This is a genomic window from Bradyrhizobium algeriense (assembly GCF_003062295.1).
Classification (GTDB): domain Bacteria; phylum Pseudomonadota; class Alphaproteobacteria; order Rhizobiales; family Xanthobacteraceae; genus Bradyrhizobium; species Bradyrhizobium algeriense.
The window spans coordinates 43,768-65,691 of the sequence record NZ_PYCN01000018.1 but is presented as its reverse complement, the minus strand read 5'-3'; the positions used below and the strand labels follow the sequence as shown (position 1 = coordinate 65,691).

At 63.0% G+C, this 21,924-nt stretch carries 18 protein-coding genes; 13 read left to right on the top strand and 5 right to left on the bottom strand.

What is annotated here, in order from left to right:
- Window positions 1-2: 2 nt before the first annotated feature.
- The 3 genes from C7G61_RS27945 to C7G61_RS27935 all read right to left on the bottom strand — a co-directional run bounded on the left by C7G61_RS27945 (window position 3) and on the right by C7G61_RS27935 (window position 3,556).
- Window positions 3-1,316 carry an O-antigen ligase family protein gene (locus C7G61_RS27945; RefSeq protein WP_108519902.1) on the bottom strand — a complete coding sequence of 438 codons (1,314 nt, stop codon included), beginning with the start codon at window positions 1,314-1,316 and terminating at the stop codon, window positions 3-5.
- On the bottom strand, window positions 1,313-2,314 hold the full coding sequence (locus tag C7G61_RS27940; RefSeq protein WP_244608505.1) for a glycosyltransferase family 2 protein: 1,002 nt from the start codon (window positions 2,312-2,314) through the stop codon (window positions 1,313-1,315). Before C7G61_RS27940 ends, C7G61_RS27945 begins: the two co-directional genes overlap by 4 nt.
- A gap of 255 nt (window positions 2,315-2,569) precedes the next feature.
- Window positions 2,570-3,556: a glycoside hydrolase family 26 protein gene (locus C7G61_RS27935; protein ID WP_190242008.1), complete on the bottom strand. Its 987-nt coding sequence runs from the start codon at window positions 3,554-3,556 to the stop codon at window positions 2,570-2,572.
- Window positions 3,557-4,148: 592 nt separating this feature from the next.
- Here C7G61_RS27935 and C7G61_RS27930 point away from each other — a divergent pair.
- The 7 genes from C7G61_RS27930 (at window position 4,149) to galE (ending at window position 12,702) form a co-directional block, all read left to right on the top strand.
- Window positions 4,149-5,624, top strand: coding sequence for a lipopolysaccharide biosynthesis protein (locus C7G61_RS27930; RefSeq protein WP_108519900.1), 1,476 nt, complete (start codon window positions 4,149-4,151; stop codon window positions 5,622-5,624).
- Window positions 5,624-6,835: a hypothetical protein gene (locus C7G61_RS27925; protein WP_108519899.1), complete on the top strand. Its 1,212-nt coding sequence runs from the start codon at window positions 5,624-5,626 to the stop codon at window positions 6,833-6,835. The genes C7G61_RS27930 and C7G61_RS27925 overlap by 1 nt, the downstream gene beginning before the upstream one ends.
- A 1-nt stretch (window position 6,836) precedes the next feature.
- Window positions 6,837-7,661 (top strand): class I SAM-dependent methyltransferase, encoded by an 825-nt coding sequence (locus C7G61_RS27920; protein WP_244608496.1) that lies wholly within the window; start codon window positions 6,837-6,839, stop codon window positions 7,659-7,661.
- Window positions 7,662-7,665: 4 nt separating this feature from the next.
- The gene (locus C7G61_RS27915; protein ID WP_244608495.1) at window positions 7,666-8,418 is read left to right on the top strand and encodes a polysaccharide deacetylase family protein; all 753 of its coding nucleotides are present in this window, start codon (window positions 7,666-7,668) and stop codon (window positions 8,416-8,418) included.
- A gap of 156 nt (window positions 8,419-8,574) precedes the next feature.
- Window positions 8,575-10,878: a GumC family protein gene (locus C7G61_RS27910; protein WP_108519898.1), complete on the top strand. Its 2,304-nt coding sequence runs from the start codon at window positions 8,575-8,577 to the stop codon at window positions 10,876-10,878.
- Window positions 10,871-11,695 carry a WecB/TagA/CpsF family glycosyltransferase gene (locus C7G61_RS27905; RefSeq protein ID WP_108519897.1) on the top strand — a complete coding sequence of 275 codons (825 nt, stop codon included), beginning with the start codon at window positions 10,871-10,873 and terminating at the stop codon, window positions 11,693-11,695. Before C7G61_RS27910 ends, C7G61_RS27905 begins: the two co-directional genes overlap by 8 nt.
- Entirely contained in the window at window positions 11,692-12,702 is a 1,011-nt protein-coding gene (gene galE, locus C7G61_RS27900; protein ID WP_108519896.1) for a UDP-glucose 4-epimerase GalE, read from the top strand. The genes C7G61_RS27905 and galE overlap by 4 nt, the downstream gene beginning before the upstream one ends.
- 34 nt (window positions 12,703-12,736) lie before the next feature.
- Here the strand turns inward: galE and C7G61_RS27895 are convergent, their stop codons facing one another.
- Window positions 12,737-13,339: a 3-keto-disaccharide hydrolase gene (locus C7G61_RS27895; RefSeq protein ID WP_108519895.1), complete on the bottom strand. Its 603-nt coding sequence runs from the start codon at window positions 13,337-13,339 to the stop codon at window positions 12,737-12,739.
- Window positions 13,340-13,566: 227 nt separating this feature from the next.
- Here C7G61_RS27895 and C7G61_RS27890 point away from each other — a divergent pair, with 227 nt between their 5' ends.
- The 3 genes from C7G61_RS27890 to C7G61_RS27880 all read left to right on the top strand — a co-directional run bounded on the left by C7G61_RS27890 (window position 13,567) and on the right by C7G61_RS27880 (window position 14,778).
- On the top strand, window positions 13,567-14,034 hold the full coding sequence (locus C7G61_RS27890; protein ID WP_244608494.1) for a cupin domain-containing protein: 468 nt from the start codon (window positions 13,567-13,569) through the stop codon (window positions 14,032-14,034).
- Window positions 14,035-14,131: 97 nt separating this feature from the next.
- On the top strand, window positions 14,132-14,371 hold the full coding sequence (locus C7G61_RS27885) for a DUF2171 domain-containing protein (RefSeq protein WP_108519893.1): 240 nt from the start codon (window positions 14,132-14,134) through the stop codon (window positions 14,369-14,371).
- A gap of 59 nt (window positions 14,372-14,430) precedes the next feature.
- On the top strand, window positions 14,431-14,778 hold the full coding sequence (locus C7G61_RS27880) for a hypothetical protein (protein WP_108519892.1): 348 nt from the start codon (window positions 14,431-14,433) through the stop codon (window positions 14,776-14,778).
- Here C7G61_RS27880 and C7G61_RS27875 read toward each other — a convergent pair.
- The gene (locus C7G61_RS27875) at window positions 14,752-18,294 is read right to left on the bottom strand and encodes a sensor domain-containing phosphodiesterase (RefSeq protein WP_108519891.1); all 3,543 of its coding nucleotides are present in this window, start codon (window positions 18,292-18,294) and stop codon (window positions 14,752-14,754) included. The two genes, C7G61_RS27880 and C7G61_RS27875, sit on opposite strands and share 27 nt — an antisense overlap.
- A 341-nt stretch (window positions 18,295-18,635) precedes the next feature.
- On the opposite strand from C7G61_RS27875, the gene C7G61_RS27870 reads away from it, so the two are divergent.
- From C7G61_RS27870 to C7G61_RS27860, 3 genes are read left to right on the top strand one after another with little or no spacing between them, the layout of a single operon-like run.
- Window positions 18,636-19,688: an Ldh family oxidoreductase gene (locus tag C7G61_RS27870; RefSeq protein ID WP_108519890.1), complete on the top strand. Its 1,053-nt coding sequence runs from the start codon at window positions 18,636-18,638 to the stop codon at window positions 19,686-19,688.
- Window positions 19,689-19,713: 25 nt separating this feature from the next.
- Window positions 19,714-21,081 carry an LLM class flavin-dependent oxidoreductase gene (locus C7G61_RS27865; protein ID WP_108519889.1) on the top strand — a complete coding sequence of 456 codons (1,368 nt, stop codon included), beginning with the start codon at window positions 19,714-19,716 and terminating at the stop codon, window positions 21,079-21,081.
- 17 nt (window positions 21,082-21,098) lie between these two features.
- Window positions 21,099-21,884, top strand: a complete 786-nt coding sequence (locus C7G61_RS27860) for a fumarylacetoacetate hydrolase family protein (protein WP_108519888.1) — start codon at window positions 21,099-21,101, stop codon at window positions 21,882-21,884.
- Window positions 21,885-21,924: the final 40 nt, after the last annotated feature.

The following is a 21,924-nucleotide window of genomic DNA, read 5'->3' as shown; positions in this document are numbered from 1 at the left end:
CCTCAGGCTTTCGCCCGGAACCGCGCGAGATAGTGCAGGCCGAATACCGCCAACAGGAACGTGAACCACGAGGGCTCGGAACGGTCGAGGAAGAAGCTTTCCATCGCCGACAGATAGAGCCCGAACAGCCAGATCCGCAGCAGCATCATGGCGAGCGGACCGTTGTTGCCGCCCTCATCCGCCCGCTGAAAATTCCTTAAAGGAAGGATCACCAGCACCAGGATGAGCAAGGCGAGCCCGGGCAGGCCCGTGCCCAGCGCAGTGTCGAGATAGCCATTGTGGCTGTGCGCGGCAAAGCCAGCCCACTCCTTGCCTTCCGGCAGATTTTGAATGGCGCTGCTGCCCCAGAAGGACGCAAAGCCATAGCCGGTGAGCAGCCGCGCATGGAGCGACTGCAATGCAAACGCCCAGATGTCGGTGCGGCCGGTAAATGTCGAATCGAACGGCAGCAACCTGGAAATCCCGGCGAGGCCCTCAGACATCACCGCGCCGATGCTAAGCAGGTTCAGCAATACCAGCGGCGTGAGCAAGATGATCGCGCGAAGCCAGAGCGCGCGGATGAAAGAGATTGTCGACGTCAGCAGCAGCACCACAAAGCACAGGGTCAGCGAGCTCTTTCCGGCCGAATACAGCAGAAACAACGAGGCGAGCGCGATGATGGCGGCACCGGATAGCCACAGGCCGGAGCGGAGGACGTAGACGCCGAGAAACAGCACCACCACCATGATGGACGCGGCCTGGTTCTTGTGGCCGAACGCGCCGCGCCAGTTGCCGGCGAGGCCAGGCTCCTGCGGATCGGTCGCCAGGTGAATCGAAAGATCGGGGGCCAGCAATATTCCGAGATAGCAGATCGCCAGCAATGCCAGCGCCGCGATCGTGAACCAGTGCATCAATTCCTGCTGCGACTTCGGCAGCAGCATCAGCGCGGCGGTCACCGCGACGACGCAGATTGTCAGGGAAAGGCGCTTGATCGACGTTGTCGGGTCGAGCGACAACACGACGGTCACCGTGAGCCAGGCGCCGAACAGGACAAACGCCGGCGACAACAGCGTCGCCAGGCCCCGCGCGTCGTTTCGCAATGCCAATGCAACCGTCAGCACGCTCAGGGCGCCGAACACCGCATAGGTCGCCAGCTCGTTTCCAGTGCCGACGTCGCCGATCTGCAGATCGCCGAGACTGACGAACGGATGCAGCGATATCCAGCCCAGCAGCAGCGTTCCAACGAATGTCGCGCCGCGGACGATGTCCATCACCTGCTGCCGCTCTATCCCGGCGGCAAGGCTGCGGATTTCGGATGCGTCGACGAGCTCACTCATGAGATGATCTTCGAGGCCTTGTAGGGCTGCGGTTCGAGGCCGAACGCCGCCAGCGCGCTGCCGATCGCCACCGTCACGGGATGCATGGCAATGGTCCGCTCACGCTCGGTCAGGATGGCGCGCACGGCATAAACAAGCGAAAGCGGCAAGGCCGCCAGCAATTTGGCGGTCAACTTCGCCCGCAGCCAGATCGTAGTCGTCGCCTTGCGCTGGACGTGATAATTGATTGCGCCGATCCGCAGGCCGCGCGTCACCAGCCATCTCAGGCTGGTGCGGCTTTGCGGCACGGTCTCGCTGATCACGGCTTCAGCCACCCAGTGAAAGCGCAAACCGAGCCTCATGCAGCGGTAGAAGAAATCGGTATCTCCGCCGCCCAGAAAATTGAAACGAAGGTCGAACGCCGGCATGCCCAACCGCGTAAACACCGAGCGCCGGATCAGGCAATTGCCGCAGCCATAGATCACCGGCACCGGGCCTGAGGCCTCATAGGCCGGCGCAAAAGCCGGGTGGCGCCGCAACCCGCGCTTCCGTTCGTCCTCGAATTCTGGGAATACCGGTCCGCCGACGATGTCGGCACCGGTCGCACCGGCAGTCCTGACCATCAGCTCCAGCCAGTCCGGCGACGCGATTTCGTCATCGTCGATCATCAGGAAACTGGTTGCCGCCGGGAACATCTGCAGCGCCGTCTCAAAGGCGGCGTTGATCGCATGGCAATTGCCCTGCCGTGGCTCGATCACGCACACGCCTGCGAATTTCCCCGATGCGAGGTACTCGGCCGCAACCGGAACGCTCTCGCTCTTCGAGGCATCGTTCTCCACCATGACGACGGCGAAGCGACGGTGAGTGCGCTGAGCAACGAGCGATTCCAGCGTCCGGCGCAGGTATCGAGGCCGGCGGAAACAGGGGACGCAAACGACGACTTCGATTCCGGGATCGAGCGCCGGCGAAACCGCCACCAGCGCGCGCAACGCCCTGACCGACGGATCAGACCCGTCCATCCGGAGATCGCTGGTCGAAGGCTGTGCCATGACGTTCACGTCGTTCACAAATAAATCTCATCGTCCCGAAACGGGATGGCCGGCGTTATTCCGGGACATTTCCGTCTCGATAAGATCGTTCGTTCCGGATCGATCCGGCGTTGGCGAACGCTACGTGCGCAGTGGTGCAATATTCGATCCGGCGGCGGGACGCGAAGCACCGATCTCCGGCGACGGTTAACGGATGGGGTTAATCCGCCGAACGCTGACCGCAGATCAGCGGCTGAACAGCTTTCGGAACAAGCGTTGCGAGTTCGGAAACTGACCGTTATCGATCTGGGTGGGCCACGCCCCGTCGACGTCGAAATAGGCGGCGTAGGCAATGCTGTCCTCGTTCTTCATGAACCAGTCGTGCATCTGCTGAATGAAGAACGGGTTGTCGCCGAAATTGCCGACGCCCCATTCGGGATAGCTCATCCGCTTGCCGTGCCGGCGCGCAAAATCGCGGTGCCACTCCAGGCCGAACGGCGCCTTGACGTAGAAGGTGTTCCAGCGCTCTTCCGCAGAACCTTCATGCTTGAAGTCGTAGACATCGAGGCCGATGTAGTCGACGACGTCGTCGCCGGGATAGCTCGCGTCCGCCGGCATTTCCTGCGGCCCCCACCCCGGACACCAGTCGAACTTGAAGGTAGCGGAGTGGCGCCTGAATATTTCCACGACGCGCCGGAACGCCTTGATGTAATCGGCTTCATGCCCTTTGGCGAACCACGCCATTTCGGACAGGTTCATCTCCCAGCCGAGCCGAATGATCGCCTGCGGATGCGCTTCTGAAATTGCCCGGGCGGCAGCCTCGAATTCGGCATCGTGAAGCCCGTCGGCCACGTCGGCGAGAGGCGTTCCTTTCATGGTCAGCGGGATCGACCAGACCACATTGCGCGCGGGATTGAGCTTCTTCCAGACACCCGGAACCCAGCTCACTTTGGAGAAATCCTCCCAGGTCGTCCCGCCATAGAAGTCGACGCCGAGCACCGAGGACGGCTTCTGCTTCAGCCATTTTTCCCACGCCTGCAGCGTATGCTCGCGACCTATCGGACCCCAATTGACGAAGGCGCCCGCGAATTTCGACGGGGTGGAAACGGCGCGCGAGGCGGCGTTGCTGTCGACATGAGCCAAAAGCAGCACGGTCAGCACAAAGGCTGCCAGAAACAGCACCAGCCGCTTCACGCTGTGCCCTTTGCGCCGCCTCGGATCAGTTCGAAACATCGGCTGTCCTTGCGTGCTTTCTGGCAAAGCCGGCCGACAGCAAGAAGCCGTCGCGACAATGAGCGCTCGCCGTAGCAAAAGGATACAGGCCGGACAGGGTGGCTGTATCAAAAAGAACAGGAGGCTCACAGCCCGCTTCTTGCGAAAAGGGTTTTCGTCGAAAATCCAACATCGGCAATCCATTCGTCGACGCGATCGACGATTCAGATCAGCGGCTTTGCAATATCGAGTCCAGTACGGGCACGCGCACGAATGGCGCGTTCGCCATGGTTATCGCAGTGCTGGAGCGGCCTCGGCCTGTCGCAAATGTGGACGCCGTGGGACGGGGCGGATGTACCGGAAATTGCTGGCCTCGTGGGGCCGCGGCGCTCCAGCCGTGAGATACGCGGGAAAACCGGCAGATTAACCACGCCGCCGAGCGACATGGTGCGTTGCGCCGGTTCGGCACCGATCTTGCTCAATGGGTACCGCGGGAGAATTGAGCCTGACAAACGGCGGCCTCCGGCAGATTGTTTGAGATGAATTGCAACGTGTCGTTAACCCTCACCCCATTGCCGAAGCGAAGCTCCGCGCTTCATAGGCCGAAAGCATAATGCTCAGCCAAACGTTCCATTACTCGGTCGCGAGCGTCGTATCGGCCGCAATCGGCTTGCTGAGCGCGGTCGTGTTCACGCGGCTGCTCTCGCCGGAGGAGTATGGAGTCTACGTCGTCGGTCTGAGCACGGCGGGCATCGTTTCGGCGCTGCTGTTCACCTGGGTTCGCGTTTCTGCTCTTCGTTTTCAGTCGGAAGGCGATGCGGTCGACGTCAGGAAGACCATTTTCGTCGCCTATCTCATTTCCGCCCTCGCCGCGCCGATCGCACTCCTTGTTGCCACGCTGACGACGTCGGTATCGCTGGAACGAAATCTCGCAGCGGTCTTTTTCGCGCTGGGGCTCGGTCTCTTTGAGCTCGGGCAGGAACTGCTCAAGGCGCGCCTGCAATCCTTCGCCTTCATGTCGGCATCGATCATTCGCGCCTGCCTGGCGTTCACGCTGTGCCTGGCCGCGGCGCTATTGGGCGGCGGCGGACTATGCCAGCTCGCGATGGTGACCATCACCTACTTCGTCACGACCATGCTGTTTGCCAGCACGATCCTGCGATCCCCCGTCGCCGGACCGAAGATTTCCGAATTGCGGACGTTCGCAGGCTTCGGCATTCCGATCACGCTGTCGGGCATCGTTTTTGCGCTCCACGCTGCGCTCGACCGGATGCTGGTGTTTCACTTCATGGGCGACCATGCGGCCGGCCAGTACGGCGCGTCGGCCGATCTCGTCCGGCAGATCATCCTAATTCCGGCGGTGAGCATCGCATCCGCGACGATCCCGCTGGCGGTACGCGCCTATGCCACCGGCGGCGGCGCCGAGGCGCGGCCGCATCTGGAATTCAGCCTCGAAATTCTGCTGGCCGCCGTCCTTCCGGCCGTCGCCGGCGTGGCTCTGACGAGCAGCTACATCGCCGGCGTGATCCTTGGCAGCGAGTTCAGGGAGACCGCGGCGCAGATCATGCCGATCCTGGCCTTTGCCTGGCTGTTTCAGTCGATCTCCCAATCCTACATCCACGCGAGCTTTCATCTCGCCAAGACGCCGTTCATGATGACGACGCAAAGCATCGCGATGCTGATCGCGAACCTGCTGGTCATGCCGGTCCTGCTCGCCAGATTTGGCCTGGCCGGCGCGGCGGCTAGCCTCGTCATCGTGGAAGCCTTCGGCGCAGGCTTCGGCTGGTATCTCACGCGGAAAGCCTTTCCGCTCCCCTTCAACGCATTCCAGGTCATGCGGATCGTCGCTGCGACGGCGATCATGGCGCTGGTGCTGACATTCGCAAAACCGCTGCTTCCGATCGGCATCGTCTCGTTTGGCGTGCTGGCCGCAACCGGCTGCGTCGTCTACGTCGCCGCAGCCTTTGCATTCGACATCGCCGGCTTGCGTAAAGCCGTGATCGCCTATGCCACGCGGCGCAATCTCCCGGCCCCGTCCATCGCCGCCCCGTCCACCGGACTACCCAGCATGTCGACAAGAGAACCATGATGCGGCTCGCCAGCAAAAATGCGGTCGTTGCAGCCGACAATCGACATGTCATCTGTCGAACCAATTCAGCGTCGCTGTCGGACTTCACCGACAAGCGGCGCGAGGCGACGCGTCCGCCCGCGTTTCGGGGCGAGAATTTCGAGCGCGACTTCGATAGCAATACGCTGTTCTACGACGCGGTGCAGGTCAGCAAATCAAAGGTTGCGCTGTTTGCGCCGCCATTCTTCAACCTCGCGCGCGACGTCGCGACGACAAATTTCATCAGCGGCGCGGGGACCCGCAAGGCGCGGACAAGGCACCTCGACCGCCACGCCCAATTGTGGCTGGACATTCCCGAGCATGCCGGCCCGATCCAGGCATTGGGCGAACTGGGGAGTTTTGCATTCCCGGTGTCGCCGAACGAGTCGGAGATGTTCCGGGATCGCCGCGTCATCTTCACGATGTCGAAGGACAATCCGATCGAATGGATCCTCGACTGGGTGCGGTTCAACCGGGACATTCACGGCGCGGACGCCGTTCTCATCTATGACAACGGCTCCAGCGCCTACGACAGCAGCACGCTGAGCGCCGCGCTCCGTTCAGTCGAAGGCATCCGATGCTCGGTCGTGATGGAGTGGCCTTTCAAATACGGTCCGCAGGGCGCGAACAGCTGGGACCACTGGGATTCCGATTTCTGCCAACTGGGAGCCTGGGAGCACGCAAGATGGCGCTTCCTGCAGAATGCCCGAAGCGCCATGAACTCCGACATCGACGAGCTGGTGCTGTCGAAGTCGGGAAAATCAGTGTTTGAGGCCGCCGAGCAATCCTGGACCGGGCTTGTCCGATATCGCGGGCGATGGATCATCGGCATCGATGACGGCATCCGCGACAACATGCACAAGGCTCCGCATCGGCACGCCGACTTCTCGATTCTGATGCCGCCGGAATATCAGTTCTCAAGGCTCGTGATGCGGCGCGACGCAAACGAGTGCCTGCCGAAATGGACGGTGGTTCCCGCCCGGTGCCCCACGCATGCGCAATGGCACGTCCATTCGATCTTCTCCTGGTGGGCGTCTTATTTCTGCACCAGGGATTTTTCGTTTCGGCACTTCCGCGAGATCGGCAGCAACTGGAAATACCAGCGCACCAACCGTGTGCCGTTCGATCCGCAGGTTCACAGGGAAGACCGAGCATTGATGGACGCTTTTAAGCGCGTCGATTGGGACAACTAGAATGAACAAGGCAGCCCTCGCGTCAGAATGGATGAAGCCGATGACCAAGGCAGTCACGATCGACCACACTCAGGCGACTGAACCCGTGCAGCATCCGCAGGCGCTGCTCGAGCTGGCACATGGCGAAGCGCGGCAGAGCCTCTTGACCGTTCACGGCATTCTCGAAGCGAGACTGCCTGAGGGCGAACTCAGGATCTACGAAGCCGGCGGCGGCTCGACCAGCTTCCTGCCGCTCAAGGTGCTGCATCGCGCCCACGTCACTGTGGTCGACATCGACGAGGACCAGATCCGCAACAACGACTATGCGCAGGAAGCGATCCTCGGCGACATCCAGACCCATCGCTTCAAGCCCAACAGCTTCGATCTCGTGCTCTGCTACAACGTGATCGAACACGTGCCCGACGTCGAAGCAGCCCTGCTGCACTTCTACGAGTCGCTGAAGCCGAACGGCATGATCCTGATCGGCGCGCCCAATCCGCGGTCGCTGTCGGGTGTCGTTACCAAATATTCGCCGCACTGGTTCCATGTCTGGTTCTACCGTCACGTCCGCGGCGACAAGAAAGCCGGCCTGCCCGGCCACGCGCCGTTCCCGACGCTGTTCCACCCGCTGGTCACGCTTACGAACCTTGAAGCGTTCGCCGAGCAGCACGGCCTGCAGATGATCTATCGCAAACAGTATGAGAGCCCGCGCTATCCCGAGATGCGACTGCGCATGCCCGCGTTCGCGGCGCTCGTCGATGCCGCCGCGCGCGCGATGAACTTCTTGCTGCCTGGCCGCACCGACGTGCGGCACGGCGACTACCACGTGATCCTGCGAAAGCGTTGAGACCATGAACGCGATGTTGTCAGAGGCAAGAGCGAAGGTCGGCCACCGGCTGGCGATGCATCTGCGCGTCGACCTGTTCCGGCTGCGCAACAGTACGCCGATGGTCAGCTTCACCTTCGACGATCTGCCAAAGAGCGCGGCGACGACCGGTGCCGAGATGCTCGAAGCGCATGGCGCGCGCGGGACGTTCTATGTCTCGGGCAGCCTGGTCGGCGCCGACGCGCCGGACTGGGTGGCGTGCGAGGCCGACGACGTGGTCTCGCTTCACCGCAGGGGTCACGAGATCGGCTGCCACACGTTCTCGCATCAGCGCGCCTGCGACCTCGACGAAGCGACGATGCGGCAGGAAATCAAGCGCAACAGCGCTTACCTTCGCGCGCTCGATCCTTCGATACGGGTGGACAGTTTCGCCTATCCGTTCGGATACGGCTCCTACGCCCGCAAGTATCAGCTCAGGAAGGAATTCCAGACCTGCCGTAGCATCGTGCAGGGCGTCAACGCCGGCAGCGTCGACTTGCAGTTCCTGCGCGCCATGCCGCTGATCGATCGCGAGATGGATTTCGACCGGATCGACCGCGCGTTCGACGAAGCCCAAACCAATAATGGATGGTTAATTTTCTACGGCCACGACGTCACCGACCGGCCGAGCCCCTATGGCTGTTCGCCCGCTTTGCTCGCCCATGCGCTCCGCGCGGCAGCGAAGCGGAAGATTCCGGCCCTGACCATGGCGGAGGCGATGCGATGCGCCCGCGCTTAAACGCTTTGTTTGCCAATTCGGGGAATAGTCCCTCAGTGAGTATGGTTAATTTTCCCTGTTGCGTTTGTTCAGCGCTTTATTTCAGCGCCCGTGGCGTGACCCGAAGAGTAACCCCTCAGCCGATGCGTGCGGCAGTTCGAATGAAAGCTGGGGGCGATGCTTATCTATGACCAGCCGATAGACCGGGCAACGCCTGAGATCGGCCCCGCGGCGACAGCCGCGCCGGCGGGCTTCAGCGTGCTCGATCTGGCCCAGCTCCTGTGGCAGCGCAAGGTCGCGATCGTCTCGGCAGCGCTGATTTCCGCCTGCGTCGCGGTTGCGGTCGGCAAGAGCCTGACACCGAAATACACGGCGTCTGCCCAGCTCTACGTCGATCCCCGCGAACTGCAACTGGTCGATCGCGAGCTGACGCCGCGCGCCCAGGATATTTCCGGCCTCGCGATGGTGGTGGAAAGCCAGGCGCGCGTCATCACCTCGAACAACGTGCTGCTGCAGGTGATCCGCGACACCCATCTGGAAAAGGACCCGGAGTTCGGCGGCGGCGATTCGAAGGGCATCCTGGGATCGCTGCTCGGCCTGTTCGGGATCGAGATGCACCCCACCGCCGAGCAGCAGAAGCAGATCCAGATGGGCGCGCTGGAAGCGCTCAATCGCCACATCAACGTCAAGAAGACCGACCGCACCTTCATCGTCGATATCGACGTCTGGTCGTATGAACCGGCCAAGGCGGCGATGCTGGCCAATGCGATCTCGAAAGCCTATCTCGCCGAATCCAAGCAGTCGCAGGCCGCCGCCGCGCGGCGCGCGACCAGCGACCTTTCCGGCCGCTTGAAGGAATTGCAGGAACGGCTTCGCAATGCCGAGAACGCGCTCGCGGTCTACAAGGCGCAGAACAATTTCGTTGGCAGCCAGGACACGCTGATCAGCGACCAGCAGCTCGCCGCCAGCAACCAGCGGCTCGCCGCCGCCCGCGCGCTGACGCTGGACGCGCAGGCCAAACTCGACCAGATCGAAGCCAGCCGCAAGGCATCCTCCGACGCCGGCGCCATCCCCGAGGCGCTGCAGTCGCAGACCATCGCCAATCTCCGCGCGCAATATGCCGAAGCGCGGAAGCGCCAGGCGGAGTTGCACAGCGAACTGGGGCCGCGTCATCCGGCGCTGCGCCAGATGGAGCAGCAGGTGCAGGACCTGCGCCGCGCCATCAACGAGGAGGTCGAGCGCTTCGCGCAGTCTGCGAAGAACGACCTGATCCGCGCCCGCGACTATGAAGCCTCGCTCGGCAAGGCGCTGGAAACCCAGAAGCGCCAGAGCGTCCAGATGAGCCAGGCCTCGGTGCGCCTGCGCGAACTCGAACGCGACGTGGAAGCAAGCCGCGACGTCTATCAGTCGTTCCTGAAGCGATCGCGCGAAACCGAGGAGCAGGAAAGCCTGAACACCTCGAATGCACGCATCATCGGCGAGGCCACCGTGCCGCAACGGCGTACCTTCCCGCCGGCCATGAGCCTGCTCGCGATGATCGGTTTTGTCTTTGGCGGGCTCGCTGCCTCCGGCTGGTTCATCGCACTGAACCAGTTGATGCCGGGCACGAACCCGGTTCAGCCACGGGACAAAGCGCCGGCAGAAACGCCGAAGCAACCGCCCGCTCCGGCGGCCGAGAAGCAGCCGCCTGCCGCGCCACCCCAGCCGCAACCCGCGGTCAGCCTGATCGAAAAGCCGCTGATCGCACGGCTGCAGGAAGCCGACGTGATGCGTACGCTCGGCGGCATCCTTGCAACCGATAGCACCGCTGACGTCACGCGGCTGGGCTGGCCGACGCTGCGCGCGGGCTTTCCGCTAATGACTGTCCTCAATGCCCTGCGCGAGATGCGCGCGGCGCTGGCCAGACGCGCCGGCGGGGAAACCCCGCCCGTGATGGCTGTGATCGGCGCTGGAGTGGATCAGGACCGCAGCATCGCCGCGCTGAACATTGCGCTCGCCGCGGCGCGTGACGGCGCCAAGGTGCTGCTGATCGATGCCGACCTTAAGGAGCGCGCGCTATCGAGCAAGGTGAGCCATCTGGCGAAGAGCGAGCCCAGCCGTTTCGGCTGGCTTGGCATCGGCGCCAGGGCCGCCCGCGCGATTCCGACCGCCAACGGAATTTCGATCCTGCCGGCTGTCAACGCCGCCGACGCGAAAGCCGGCGACGCCATCCGAAAGGCGATTGCGCGCGCCCGTTCCGCTAGCGGCTATGACCTCGTGATTCTCGACGGGCCGGCGATGCCGTGGAGCCCGGCCGACGGCAAACTGCTCGACATCGCCGAGGGACTCGTTGCGATCCTCCCGGTGCATCTCGACATCAACGACAGCATGGAAGACATCATCGCAGCCCTCGGCGGGGCCGAGCGCAAGCTGGTCGGTGTCGTCCTCAGCGAAGTCAACCCAACGGCCGCGAGCCCGCAGCGGGACAAGCAATATGCTTGAGCGTCGCGTAAATCCCGTCGGCAGAGCGGCCACGGCCAGCGTGCCTCGCATCACGCTGGGCGGGTTGCGGCTTGCCGTGCTGGATCTCGAGCAGACCGCGAACTTCATGATCGACATGGTGTTCCCGCAACGCCGCCTCAATCGCCCGCTCTACCTGACCTCGGCCAATGGCGAGGTGCTGGCGCGCTGCTCGACCGAACCGATGACCGACCGGCTGTTTCGGGCCGCCGATCTGATCAATGCCGACGGCCAGCCGCTGGTGACCGTATCGCGGTTCAGATCAAAGACGCCGCTGCCCGAACGCGTCGCGACCACCGACCTGTTTCACGTCGTTGCCCGCAAGGCACAGGCGGCCGGCCTGACCTTCTACATGCTGGGCGCGGACGACGCGGAGAACGCCGCCGCGGTCGCCAGCGTTCGCGAGCAATATCCCGATCTCAAGATCGTCGGCCGTTGCCACGGCTTTCTGCGCGGCGAAGCGCTGCGTGCCAAGGTCGCGGAAATCAACGCGCTGGCACCGGACTATCTCTGGGTTGCGCTCGGCGTTCCCTATGAACAGGCTTTCGTCGAGGAATACACACCCAACCTCTCCAATGTCGGCGTCATCAAGACGTCAGGCGGGCTGTTTAACTTCCTGTCGGGCAGCCGCGTCCGCGCGCCTCGGTGGATGCAGCATGCGGGCCTCGAATGGGCGTGGCGCATCTGGCTGGAACCGCGCCGCCTGTTCTGGCGCTATTTGACGACCAACCCGCGCGCGCTCTATTTGTTGCTGAACAGGGGCCGATCGACTGACATCGGCGGGACACACAATCAATGAACAGCCGTCCAGCCATTCTCGTCACCGGCGGTGCCGGCTATATCGGTTCGCACTGCTGCAGGGCGCTGGATGCGGCGGGTTACCAGCCCGTCACCTACGACAACCTTTCAACCGGCCACCGCAGCTTCGCCGCCGGCGCGCTGGTGGTCGGCAACATCGCCGACAAGGCCACGCTGGCGCGGACCTTTGCCGAGCACGACATCGTGGCTGTGATGCACTTCGCAGCGTCGAGCCTGGTCGGCGAATCCGTTGCCGATCCGCAGAAATATTACGTCAATAACCTCGCCGGAACGCTGTCGCTGCTGGCGGCCATGCGCGAGGCCGGCTGCAATCGCCTGGTGTTTTCGTCAACCGGCGCGGTCTATGGCAATGCCGACAGCAAGGCGCTACGCGAAGACTATCCCTGCGCACCGATCAACCCCTATGGCGCCTCGAAATGGATGATCGAGCGTGTGCTGGCGGATTATCGCACAGCCTACGGCTTCGGCTCGTTCGCGCTGCGCTACTTCAACGCCGCTGGCGCCGATCCCGCCGGCGGCATCGGCGAGCTGCGTGAGGTCGAGACACACCTCATCCCCCGCGCCATGATGGCGCTGCAGGGGCATGTGCCGGACTTTGCCGTGTTCGGCGACGATTACGACACGCCGGACGGGACGGCGATCCGCGATTACATCCATGTGACGGACCTCGCGGCTGCCCACGTGCTGGCGCTCAAGCTGCTGCTGGAGGGACATTCAGGCGGCGCATTCAATCTCGGCACCGGCAACGGTTTTTCAGTGCGCGAAATACTCGCGGCGATCGCGACCGAGACCGGCCGCGAAGTCCCGCATGTCGTCAAGCCGCGGCGATCGGGCGATCCGACCTATCTGGTCGCCGATCCCTCCGCCGCACGCGCGACATTGAACTTCCGTCCCGCTTATTCGGATCTGGCCACGATTATCCGCACCGCCTGGGCGTGGCACAGGAAGGCGCACCCGCTGAAGACGGGCGCGTCGGTTCGCGAGTGAGCCGGCACAACCTCGCAAGAGACCTCTCAGCGGCCTACAGCGGCTTGATCTGCACCTTGCGCCACTTGATCACGCCCGAGCCGTATTGCAGCGCGAACGGACCGCTGGCGTGTTTTGAATCCTGGACATCGACGGTTTTCTGGCCGTTGAACACGACGACGAGCTGAGGGCCCTTGGCCGTGATCTCGTAGGTGTTCCATTTGCCGCCCGCCTTCGGCATCGGGTCGACCTTGGCCACATCGACGATCGCGCCGGTGCCGTAGGTCGGATCGGGCCGCTTGTCGAAAATATTGATCTCGTAGCAGATCTTGGAGTCGATCTTGGCCGACTGGTCGCAGCGAATGAAAACTCCGCTGTTGGCGTCATCGTCGGCCCAGAACTCGACCTTCATCTCGAAGTCCTTGTAGGATTCCTTGCTGACGAGATAGGAGGGATCCTTGCCCTCCGTGATCTTGTCTGCGACCAGCGCACCGTCCTTCATCGCCCAATTGGCTTTGCCGACCTCGGTCCAGTCGCCCATCTTGGTGCCGTCGACGAGCGTCACCCAGCCATCGCTCTGGCCGGACGCCACGCCGGAAAATTGAAGTGCGGCGGCGCCGATCAACAGACCGGCGGCAAGTATCGACAAACGCTTCATGAACGTAACCCTCCCGTGGCTGCTTTTGGTTGGGCGGCAACCTATCACCGCGACGCGCGGCGTAAATCCGTTTTTCATGCTGCAATTGCGTTGTGCGACATTTCGCTTGCTGCTGTTGCCTATCACGCATGCACCCGCGTGCCTTGCTCCGCTGGAACGAGACCAGCTAGCATCGCGACAACAGAGATGAGCGCATCTCAGCTGACGAAACGGCAAGGGAGGAAATCATGAAGGAGATACCCTGGTCCTGGCGATACCTCATGACGCCGCTGGCTTTCGCCGGCATGTTGAGCATCAGCTCCGCTGCAGAACTCAATCCGGCCGCCGTCATCTACAAATTGCCGGACCAGATTCCCTGGGGCCCGGTCAATGCAGCCGGTGCGCAAAGCGCTGTTGTCGTAGGCGATCCCGCCAAACCCGGCTTCTATATGGTCTACAACAAGTGGACGAAGGGCAATCATTTCAGCCGCCCGCACTTCCACCCCAATGATCGCTACATCGTCGTGCTGCAGGGCACGTGGTGGGTTGGCTCGGGGCCGAAATTCGATCCCGCCAACACGACGCCGATGCCGGCCGGCAGCTTTGTCACCCATTTCGCCAAGCAGGTGCATTGGGACGGCGCCAAGGATGAAGACGCCGTTCTCCTGATCATGGGCGAAGGTCCGGCGACCTCAACGGCGGCGGAGGAGAAGTAACCGCTGGCGGAACGGGACCGGCTTCGAGATCAACGGCCCAGCAACCATTCCGGCAACGGCACGTTTTATGTCCCCAACCAAATCAGGGATATGAGACATGGCTTCTGCTTCACAGATCCGGGAACATATGGACGTCATCTCATCGGACAAGAAGACGGTCGGAAAAGTCGACCATATGGAAGGAACCGACAAGATCAAGCTGACCAAACAGAGTTCGCCCGACGGGCAGCACCACCACTTCATTCCGGTGTCGTGGGTCGATCACGTCGATCAGCATGTCCATCTCAACAAATCAGGCGCGGATGTGACCTCGCACTGGCAGCACGGCCGGCAATAACCGGCAACATGCATTGCGCCGCCCGTGGATGCGGATATCATCAGGCTTCAGGAGATTGAATGCATCCGGCGGCGGTACTGCAATTCGAACGTATGATCGGCGAATACAACACGTGGCGTGCCGTTCCGGAAACGGAACGCTCGCCCGCCCCGGCGTGGTGGTGGGGACCCGCTATGGAGTTGTGCGCCTCCTCCCAGCCGCTGCCGGCCGAATGGTGCGCCGAGCTCGGATTGCCAGACCGGGCGACATATGCTTCCGCCGCAGACATCTTCCTTGGGACCTTCGCAGGGCAGACGTCGCTGCCTTGGCCTTACGACTTCCCCTGCAAAACCGAAATTCCGGACCCGGCGGTGGCGGTCCGCGAGTTGCATCCGCAACCGTCAGACGACAGCGCCTTCCAACCCTGAGCCGGCTTCCGGCTGCAACGGCGGCGAGGCGAGCTGCGGTTCGGCGCGAAGCAGATCGGCCATCTGCCTGGCGGGCAGCGGCTTGGAGAACAGGAAGCCCTGCATTTCGTCGCAGGCGTGGCTGCGCAAGAAAGCCTCCTGCTCCAGGGTCTCGACGCCCTCCGCAATGACGGTCATGCCGAGCGCCTTGCCCATGCTGATGATCGCCTGCGCGATGGCCTGGTCTTCGGAATCGACGGGAAGGTCGCGAACGAAGGAGCGATCGATCTTGATGGTATCGATCGGGAACTGTTTCATCAGCGACATCGACGAATAGCCGGTTCCGAAATCGTCGATCGCGAGGCGAATGCCACGGCTCTGGATCGCATCCAGCACCTTGATCGCGCGCGACACGTTCCGCATCACCATGCTTTCGGTGACTTCGAGCTGCAGCAGCACCGGCGACATGCCGCTTGCCAGCAGCGCCTCGTCGACATCGTACAGCAGATTCGGGTCCGCGAATTGCCGCGGCGACAGGTTGACCGCCATCGTCACCGGCCGCAGGCCGCGTCGCTGCCAGGTCATGTTTTGCGCGCAGGCTTCCTTGAGCACCCAGCGGCCGATCGGAACGATCAGCCCGATTTCCTCGGCCAGCGGAATGAACTGCCCCGGCGATACGGTACCGAGTTGGGGATGGATCCAGCGCAGCAGCGCCTCGACACCGGTGATCTGGCCGCTCGCCATGTCGATCTTGGGCTGATAGTGCAGACAGAACTGGTCGCGCTCCAGCGCGCGGCGCAAGGCACTCTCCAGCGTCAGGCGCTCGATCGACTGCGTCTTGATCTCCTTGGTGAAGAAGCGGAAGGCGTTCTTGCCGTCCTCCTTGGCGAGATACATCGCCATGTCGGCGTTCTTGGTCAGCGTCAGCATGTCGGCGCCGTCAGAGGGGTACATCGCAATGCCGATCGAGGCGGTGGTGTGGCATTCGTGACCGCTGAGCTGCAGCGGCTGGCTGAGCACGGACAGAAGCTCTCCGGCGATGCGCTCGACCTCGTGGCGCTCGGCGGTCTCCTCCAGAATGACCACGAACTCGTCGCCACCCAGCCGCGCCACGACATCGCTCGAACGCAGTGCGCGCCGCAGCCTGCCGCCGATCTCCACCAGCAGCATATCGCCGGCGTCGTGCCCCAGCGAATCGTTGATGACCTTGAACCTGTCGAGGTCGATGAACAGAAGGGCAAACTGCCGCTGATAGCGTGCGGCCGCATCGATCGCACGGCGGAGCATACCGTTGAACATTTCCCGGTTCGGCAGATTGGTCAGGCTGTCGTGCGACGCCAGATACTCGATCCGCTCGTCGGCCTTGGTCTTTTCATCGGCGCGGTCGAAATTCTCTAATGCGAAAGATACGTTGTCGACGAGCCGTTGCAATAATTCGGCGAATTCGGGCGTGAACGTGTCTTTCTCCATCGACATGAAAGACATCACGCCGACGACTTGCCCATGCACCCACAGGGGAAATGAACCGCCGGAATTCGTGCCGTCGTTGCGCGCGGTGGCGTGAAACGCTTCGGCGCGCGGATCGCCGAGGTAATCGTTGATGATGCAGGCCTGCTGCGAACGTATCGCCGAACCACAGAGCCCACGCCCCTCCGGATGCGCCTCGCTAGTTGATAGTTTCGCCTGGCGCGCGCTGGAGCCGGTCGGACCGGCGGCAGCCACGACGTCGAGATACTCGCTGTCCGGCTTTATCAGCGCGATGGAGGTCAAGGTGAACTTGCCGCCGTTGGCCGCGGCCTCGCACACCAGCTCGAACAGTTCCGCCCGGGATGCCGCACGGATGATCGCCTCGTTGGTTGCGCTCAACGCCGCCAGCATGCGTGTCAGGCGCTCCTTCTGGACCTCGGTCCTCGCCTTCTCGTCGGCCCGATCGAAGGTCCCGATCACGAACGACACGTTGTCGGTGAGTCTCTGCAACAGTTCGGCGAATTCGGGCGTGAACGTATCGATCTCCGAAGAGATGAAAAACATCACGCCGACCGCCTGGCCGGAAACCAGCAGCGGGAACGCCGCGCCCGACATCGCGCCGTCGCTGTGAATGAACTGGTGAAACGCCGATCCACGGGAATCGGCGCGCAAATCGTTGGCAATGCAGGCCTGGCGGGAGCGGAAAGCGTTGCCGCACAGCCCGCGTCCTTCCGGATGATCCGCGTTGATCGAAACCTTCACCCGGCGCATGTTGCCGGCCGTTGGTCCCGCCACGGCCACCATGTCGGTGTAGTCGCTGTCGGATCTGGCCAGCATGATGCTGGTCGAGTTGAACCGGCCGCCCGTCGCGGCAGCTTCGCACACCAGTTCGAACAGCTCCGTCCGCGACGTTGCACGAACGATCGCTTCGTTGGTCGCACTGAGCGCCGCCAGCATGCGCCCCAGACGTTCCTTCTGGGCGTCGGCTCTCGCCTTTTCGCCGGCGCGCTCGAAATTGTCCAGCGCGAACGAGACGTTCTCCGCGATCCGCGCCATCAGGGCGACGATCTCCTCGTCCTCCGCCCACAGTTTCCCGACAAAGAACAGCAACACGCCAATGCTCTCGTCGGCCTTGATCAGGGGGACAGCGACGCAGGCGGTGACGCCCGTTTCGCGTGCGGCCTGATGCCAGAGCTGGCCCTGTGTCGAGTTGAGGATATCGTTGTTGACGGCTGGCAGCTGCGTCCGGAATGCCCTGCCGCAGACGCCCGTTCCATACGGGTTGCCGGCATCGATCGAGAACAGCGCCCGCATGATCTGTTCGACGATCGCGCCAGTCCCGGCGGCCGGCTTCAACCAGATCGAGTCCGGCTCCGCAAGCAGCACCACGGTAGCCGCGGATTTTCCGCTGTATACCGCGGCATCGCAAACGCGCTGATAGAGATCCTGTTCGGTCTTGGCGCGCAGAATCGCTTCGTTGGTCGCGCTGATGGCGCCGAACATCCGGTTCAACCGCCGCATGGTGCGCTCGCCGTTCTTGCGCGCGGCCTCATGTTCGAAATTGTCGAGCGCAAACGAAATGTTCGCCGACACGCGCTCCAGCATCGAGACGATTTGCCCGTCGATCGAGTGGGGTTCCCGCCGCGAAACGAGAAGCACGCCAACGCCCTCGCCATTGCAGGTCAGCGGCAGCGCTGCCGCCGTGCCCACCTGGCCGGCCGTGGCTCCCTCGCGCCAGGGCAGCGAGCGCGGATCATTCAGGAAATCGTTGCTGACGCATATCTTCCGGTCGCGGAAGGCCTGCCCGGAGACCCCGGACCCTTCGGGCGTACCGGCCACGATCGAGATGTCGATGCTGCGCAGGCGCGCGACGTCGTCGCCACAGCCGGCGGCGAAGCGCAGGAGATTGGTTTCCGGCTCCAGCAGGAAGATCGCCACGGCCAGGAAGTCCCCGACCGAGAACGCGGCTTCGCAGACCTTCGCGTACAGCTCTTCAGGTGATTTGGCGTACAGAATCGCTTCGTTGGTCGCATTCAACGCCGCAAACGTGCGCGCGATATCGGTCCTCACCGTCCCCAAGCTCCCTGCCGGAAGCACCGCTGCCCCCGCGGATTTTATGCGTGCAGGGGCCTAAATGCTCGTTATCGGCGACCCGGAGTTGCGATTCAGAGTAAATGTCGGACCAACGAACCGCGACGTCGCTCAGGAGAACTACGGGCTCATTCACGATTTGTCAGCGCAATTCGAATTTTGCAGGATGAAATTCGAAAGCCATCGAGAACCGTGCCGGCAGCATGGCTAACAGGATATTTCCACGCTTGCCCTGCCGCCGCCGCTTTGAGACCATGCCGGCCGCGGCAACAAGCAAGACCCGCCGATCGCGCGGGCGTTAAGAGGTAGAGGAAATTCCCATGCCGATGCTCCAGGCCGACCGTCTCACGCATATCGGCGCGGCGCTGCTCAAGGCCGCCGGCGCGTCGGAGGAGGAGGCTCGCGCCGTCGCGGCCGGCTGCGTCAACGCCAATCTCGCCGGTCACGACTCGCACGGCGTGATCGCGATCCCGACCTATATCGACCGCATCAAGGCCGGCCATATCGTGCCCGGCGCCAAATGGACCATCGTCCAGGAATCGCCGACCACGACCGTGATCGACGGCCATTGGGGTTTTGGCTTTCACGTCAACGCCAAGGCGATGGCGCTGACGATCGAGAAGGCGAAGACCGCCAACGTCGCCGCCTGCACGGTGTTCCGCCAAAGCCACGTCGGGCGGCTCGCCGCCTATCCCCTGATGGCGATGCGCGAGGGCATGATCGGCATTGCGACCGCCGACTCCGGCCGCTCGCCGAAGCATGTCGCGCCATTCGGCGGCCGCGAGGCAAGGCTCGGCACCAATCCGATCTCGATTGCGGTGCCGTCCGACCTCGAGGCGCCGTTCTATCTTGACATGGCGACCTCGGCGGTCGCGGCCGGCAAGATCGCGTTGTCGGTGGCGCGCGGCGAACAGATCCCGCAGGGCTGGATCATCGACGCCGAGGGACGGCACACCACCGATCCCACCCAGTATCGCAAGGGCGGTGCACTGCTGCCGCTCGGCGGCAGCGAGGGCTACAAGGGCAGCGGCCTCGCCGCGATGGTCGAAGTGCTGTGCGGCCTGCTCAAGGGCTTGGGCTTTGGCGTCGAGCCGACCGGCCGTCACAATGACGGATGCTTCATGGCGGTGTTCAATGTCGCCGCCTTCCGCCCCCTGAAGGATTTCGAGAAGGAAGTCGGCGAGTTCGCGCGCTATCTGAAATCGACGCCGCCATCGGAAGGCTCCCCCGGCGTGTTCTATCCCGGCGAGGTCGAACATATCCGCGAGCAGCAGCGCAGGCGCGACGGCATCGAGGTCGAGGACGCGACCTGGGACAAATTGAAGGCGCTGGCCGCAGACTACAAGCTGACCACCGAACTCGACCTGAAATGAATTCCGCCCGCACAAGGAGAACCGCATGACACGGCAAATGGCGCTGGTGGGATTCCTGCAGGCGCAGAACTGCACCAATCTGCCGAGTTCGTGGCGGCATCCGGAATCGCGCGACGATTCGATGTCGGCCGATTACTACCAGGAAATCGCCCGGATCCTCGAAGCCGGCAAATTCCACATGGCGTTCTTCGACGACCGCCTGGCGATGCCCGACCGTTACGGTAACGACCACGCCCACACCGTCGAATACGGCATCCGCTGCGTGAAGATGGACCCGCTGATCGTGCTGACCACGATGGGCATGGTGACGACGAAGCTCGGGCTGGGGTCGACCTGCTCGACTACCTATTACGAGCCGTTCGACGTCGCACGCCGCTTCGCCACCCTCGATCTGATGTCGGGCGGACGCGCAGGCTGGAACGTCGTCACCTCGCTCAATGACGGCGAGGCCCACAACATGGGCAAGGACGCCCATCTCGAACATGACCACCGCTACGATCGCGCCGACGAATTCATGGAAGTCGTGCTCGGCCATTGGGACACCTGGGCAGACGACGCGTTGATCATGGACAAGAAGAGCGGCCGCTTCGCCGATCCGGCCAAGGTGAAGCGGCTCGACCACAAGGGCGAGTTCTTCAAGTCGCGCGGTCCGTTCACCGTGCCGCGCTCGGCACAGGGCCATCCCGTCATCATCCAGGCCGGCGCGTCCGGCCGCGGCCAGCGCTTTGCGGGGCGATGGGGCGAGGTGATCTTCACCGCCGCCCGCAACGTGGCCGCCGCCAAGGAAGGCTATGCCGCGGTCCGCAACGAAGCGGCAAAAGCCGGCCGCGATCCCGACCAGATGCGCCTCTGCAACCTCACCACACCCGTCTGTGGCGCAACCAAGACTGAGGCCGAGGACAAGATGGCGCTCATCAACAAGCTGCCGCTGCAGATCGATGCGCTGTCGCTGCTCGCGGAGGCACTGAACTACGACTTCGCCTCCAAGCCGCTCGACGAGCCGCTGACAACAGATGAGCTCAAGAGCATGCAGGGTATCCTGGGCATTCGCGACGGCGTGCTCAAGAACTCGGGCAAGACCAATCCCAGCGCGCGCGACTTCGTCACCTTCTCCGGCCGCGGCCAGGTGCATGACGCGATTGTCGGCGGCCCGAAGGAGATCGCCGACAAGTTAGAGGAGATGTTCGTCGAGCGCGGCTGCGACGGCTTTGTCATCGCAGCCACCATCGTGCCGGGCTCCTATGCCGATTTCGTCCGGCACATCGTGCCGGAACTGCAGCGTCGCGGGCTGTTTCACAGGGATTACGCCGGCAAGACGCTGCGCGAGAATCTCGGCCTGACGCGTCCTGCCGCCGGCGCCTGGAAAACCACGCCGCGGGCCGCGGCCGAATAAGAACAAGAGGAAGAACCATGCGTTGGCTCAAATTCACCACCGCCGGCAAGACATCCTGGGGCATTGTCGAGGGCGACAACGTGATCGCCGTCAACGGCGATCCGCTCGGCGAATGGCAGCGCGGAACGCAGTCGCATGCGCTGAAAGACGTCAAGATCGAGCTGCCGCTGATCCCGCGCACCTTCTATTGCGTCGGGCTGAATTACCTCAAGCATCTCAAGGAAGCCGCCGACAAGGCCGGCACGGTGCCCAACGTGCCCGATCGACCCGAGATCGGCTATCGCGCGCAGAACGCGCTGATCGCCCATGACGAGGATGTGGTGATCCCGGCGAGCGCGACCGAGAAGATCCACTACGAGGGCGAACTCGTGGTTGTCATCGGCAAGAAGGCAAAACACTTGAGCGAAGCCAACGCGATGGATTGTGTGTTCGGCTACACCATCGGCAACGATGTCAGCGAGCGCACCTGGCAGAAGGCCGACCGCAGCCTGTGGCGCTCCAAGAACGCCGACACCTTCAAGCCGATGGGGCCGTGGATCGAAACATCAGTCGATCTCGACAAGATGGAAACCGTGATCCGGGTCAACGGCAAGGAGACCGGCCGCTTCCATACCAACGACATGATCTTCGGCGTCGTGCCGTTCCTCGTCGAGTTGACCAAATATTTCACGCTGTGGCCGGGCGACGTGATCTGGATGGGCACCGACGGCACCTCACCTAACCTGAAAGCCGGCGATGTCGTTGAGATCGACATCACCGGGATCGGGACGTTGCGCAACAGGTTCGCGAGGGAGAAAGTTTGACGTCCTCAAAAATAATGACGGCTGCGGCTCCTCAGTTGAA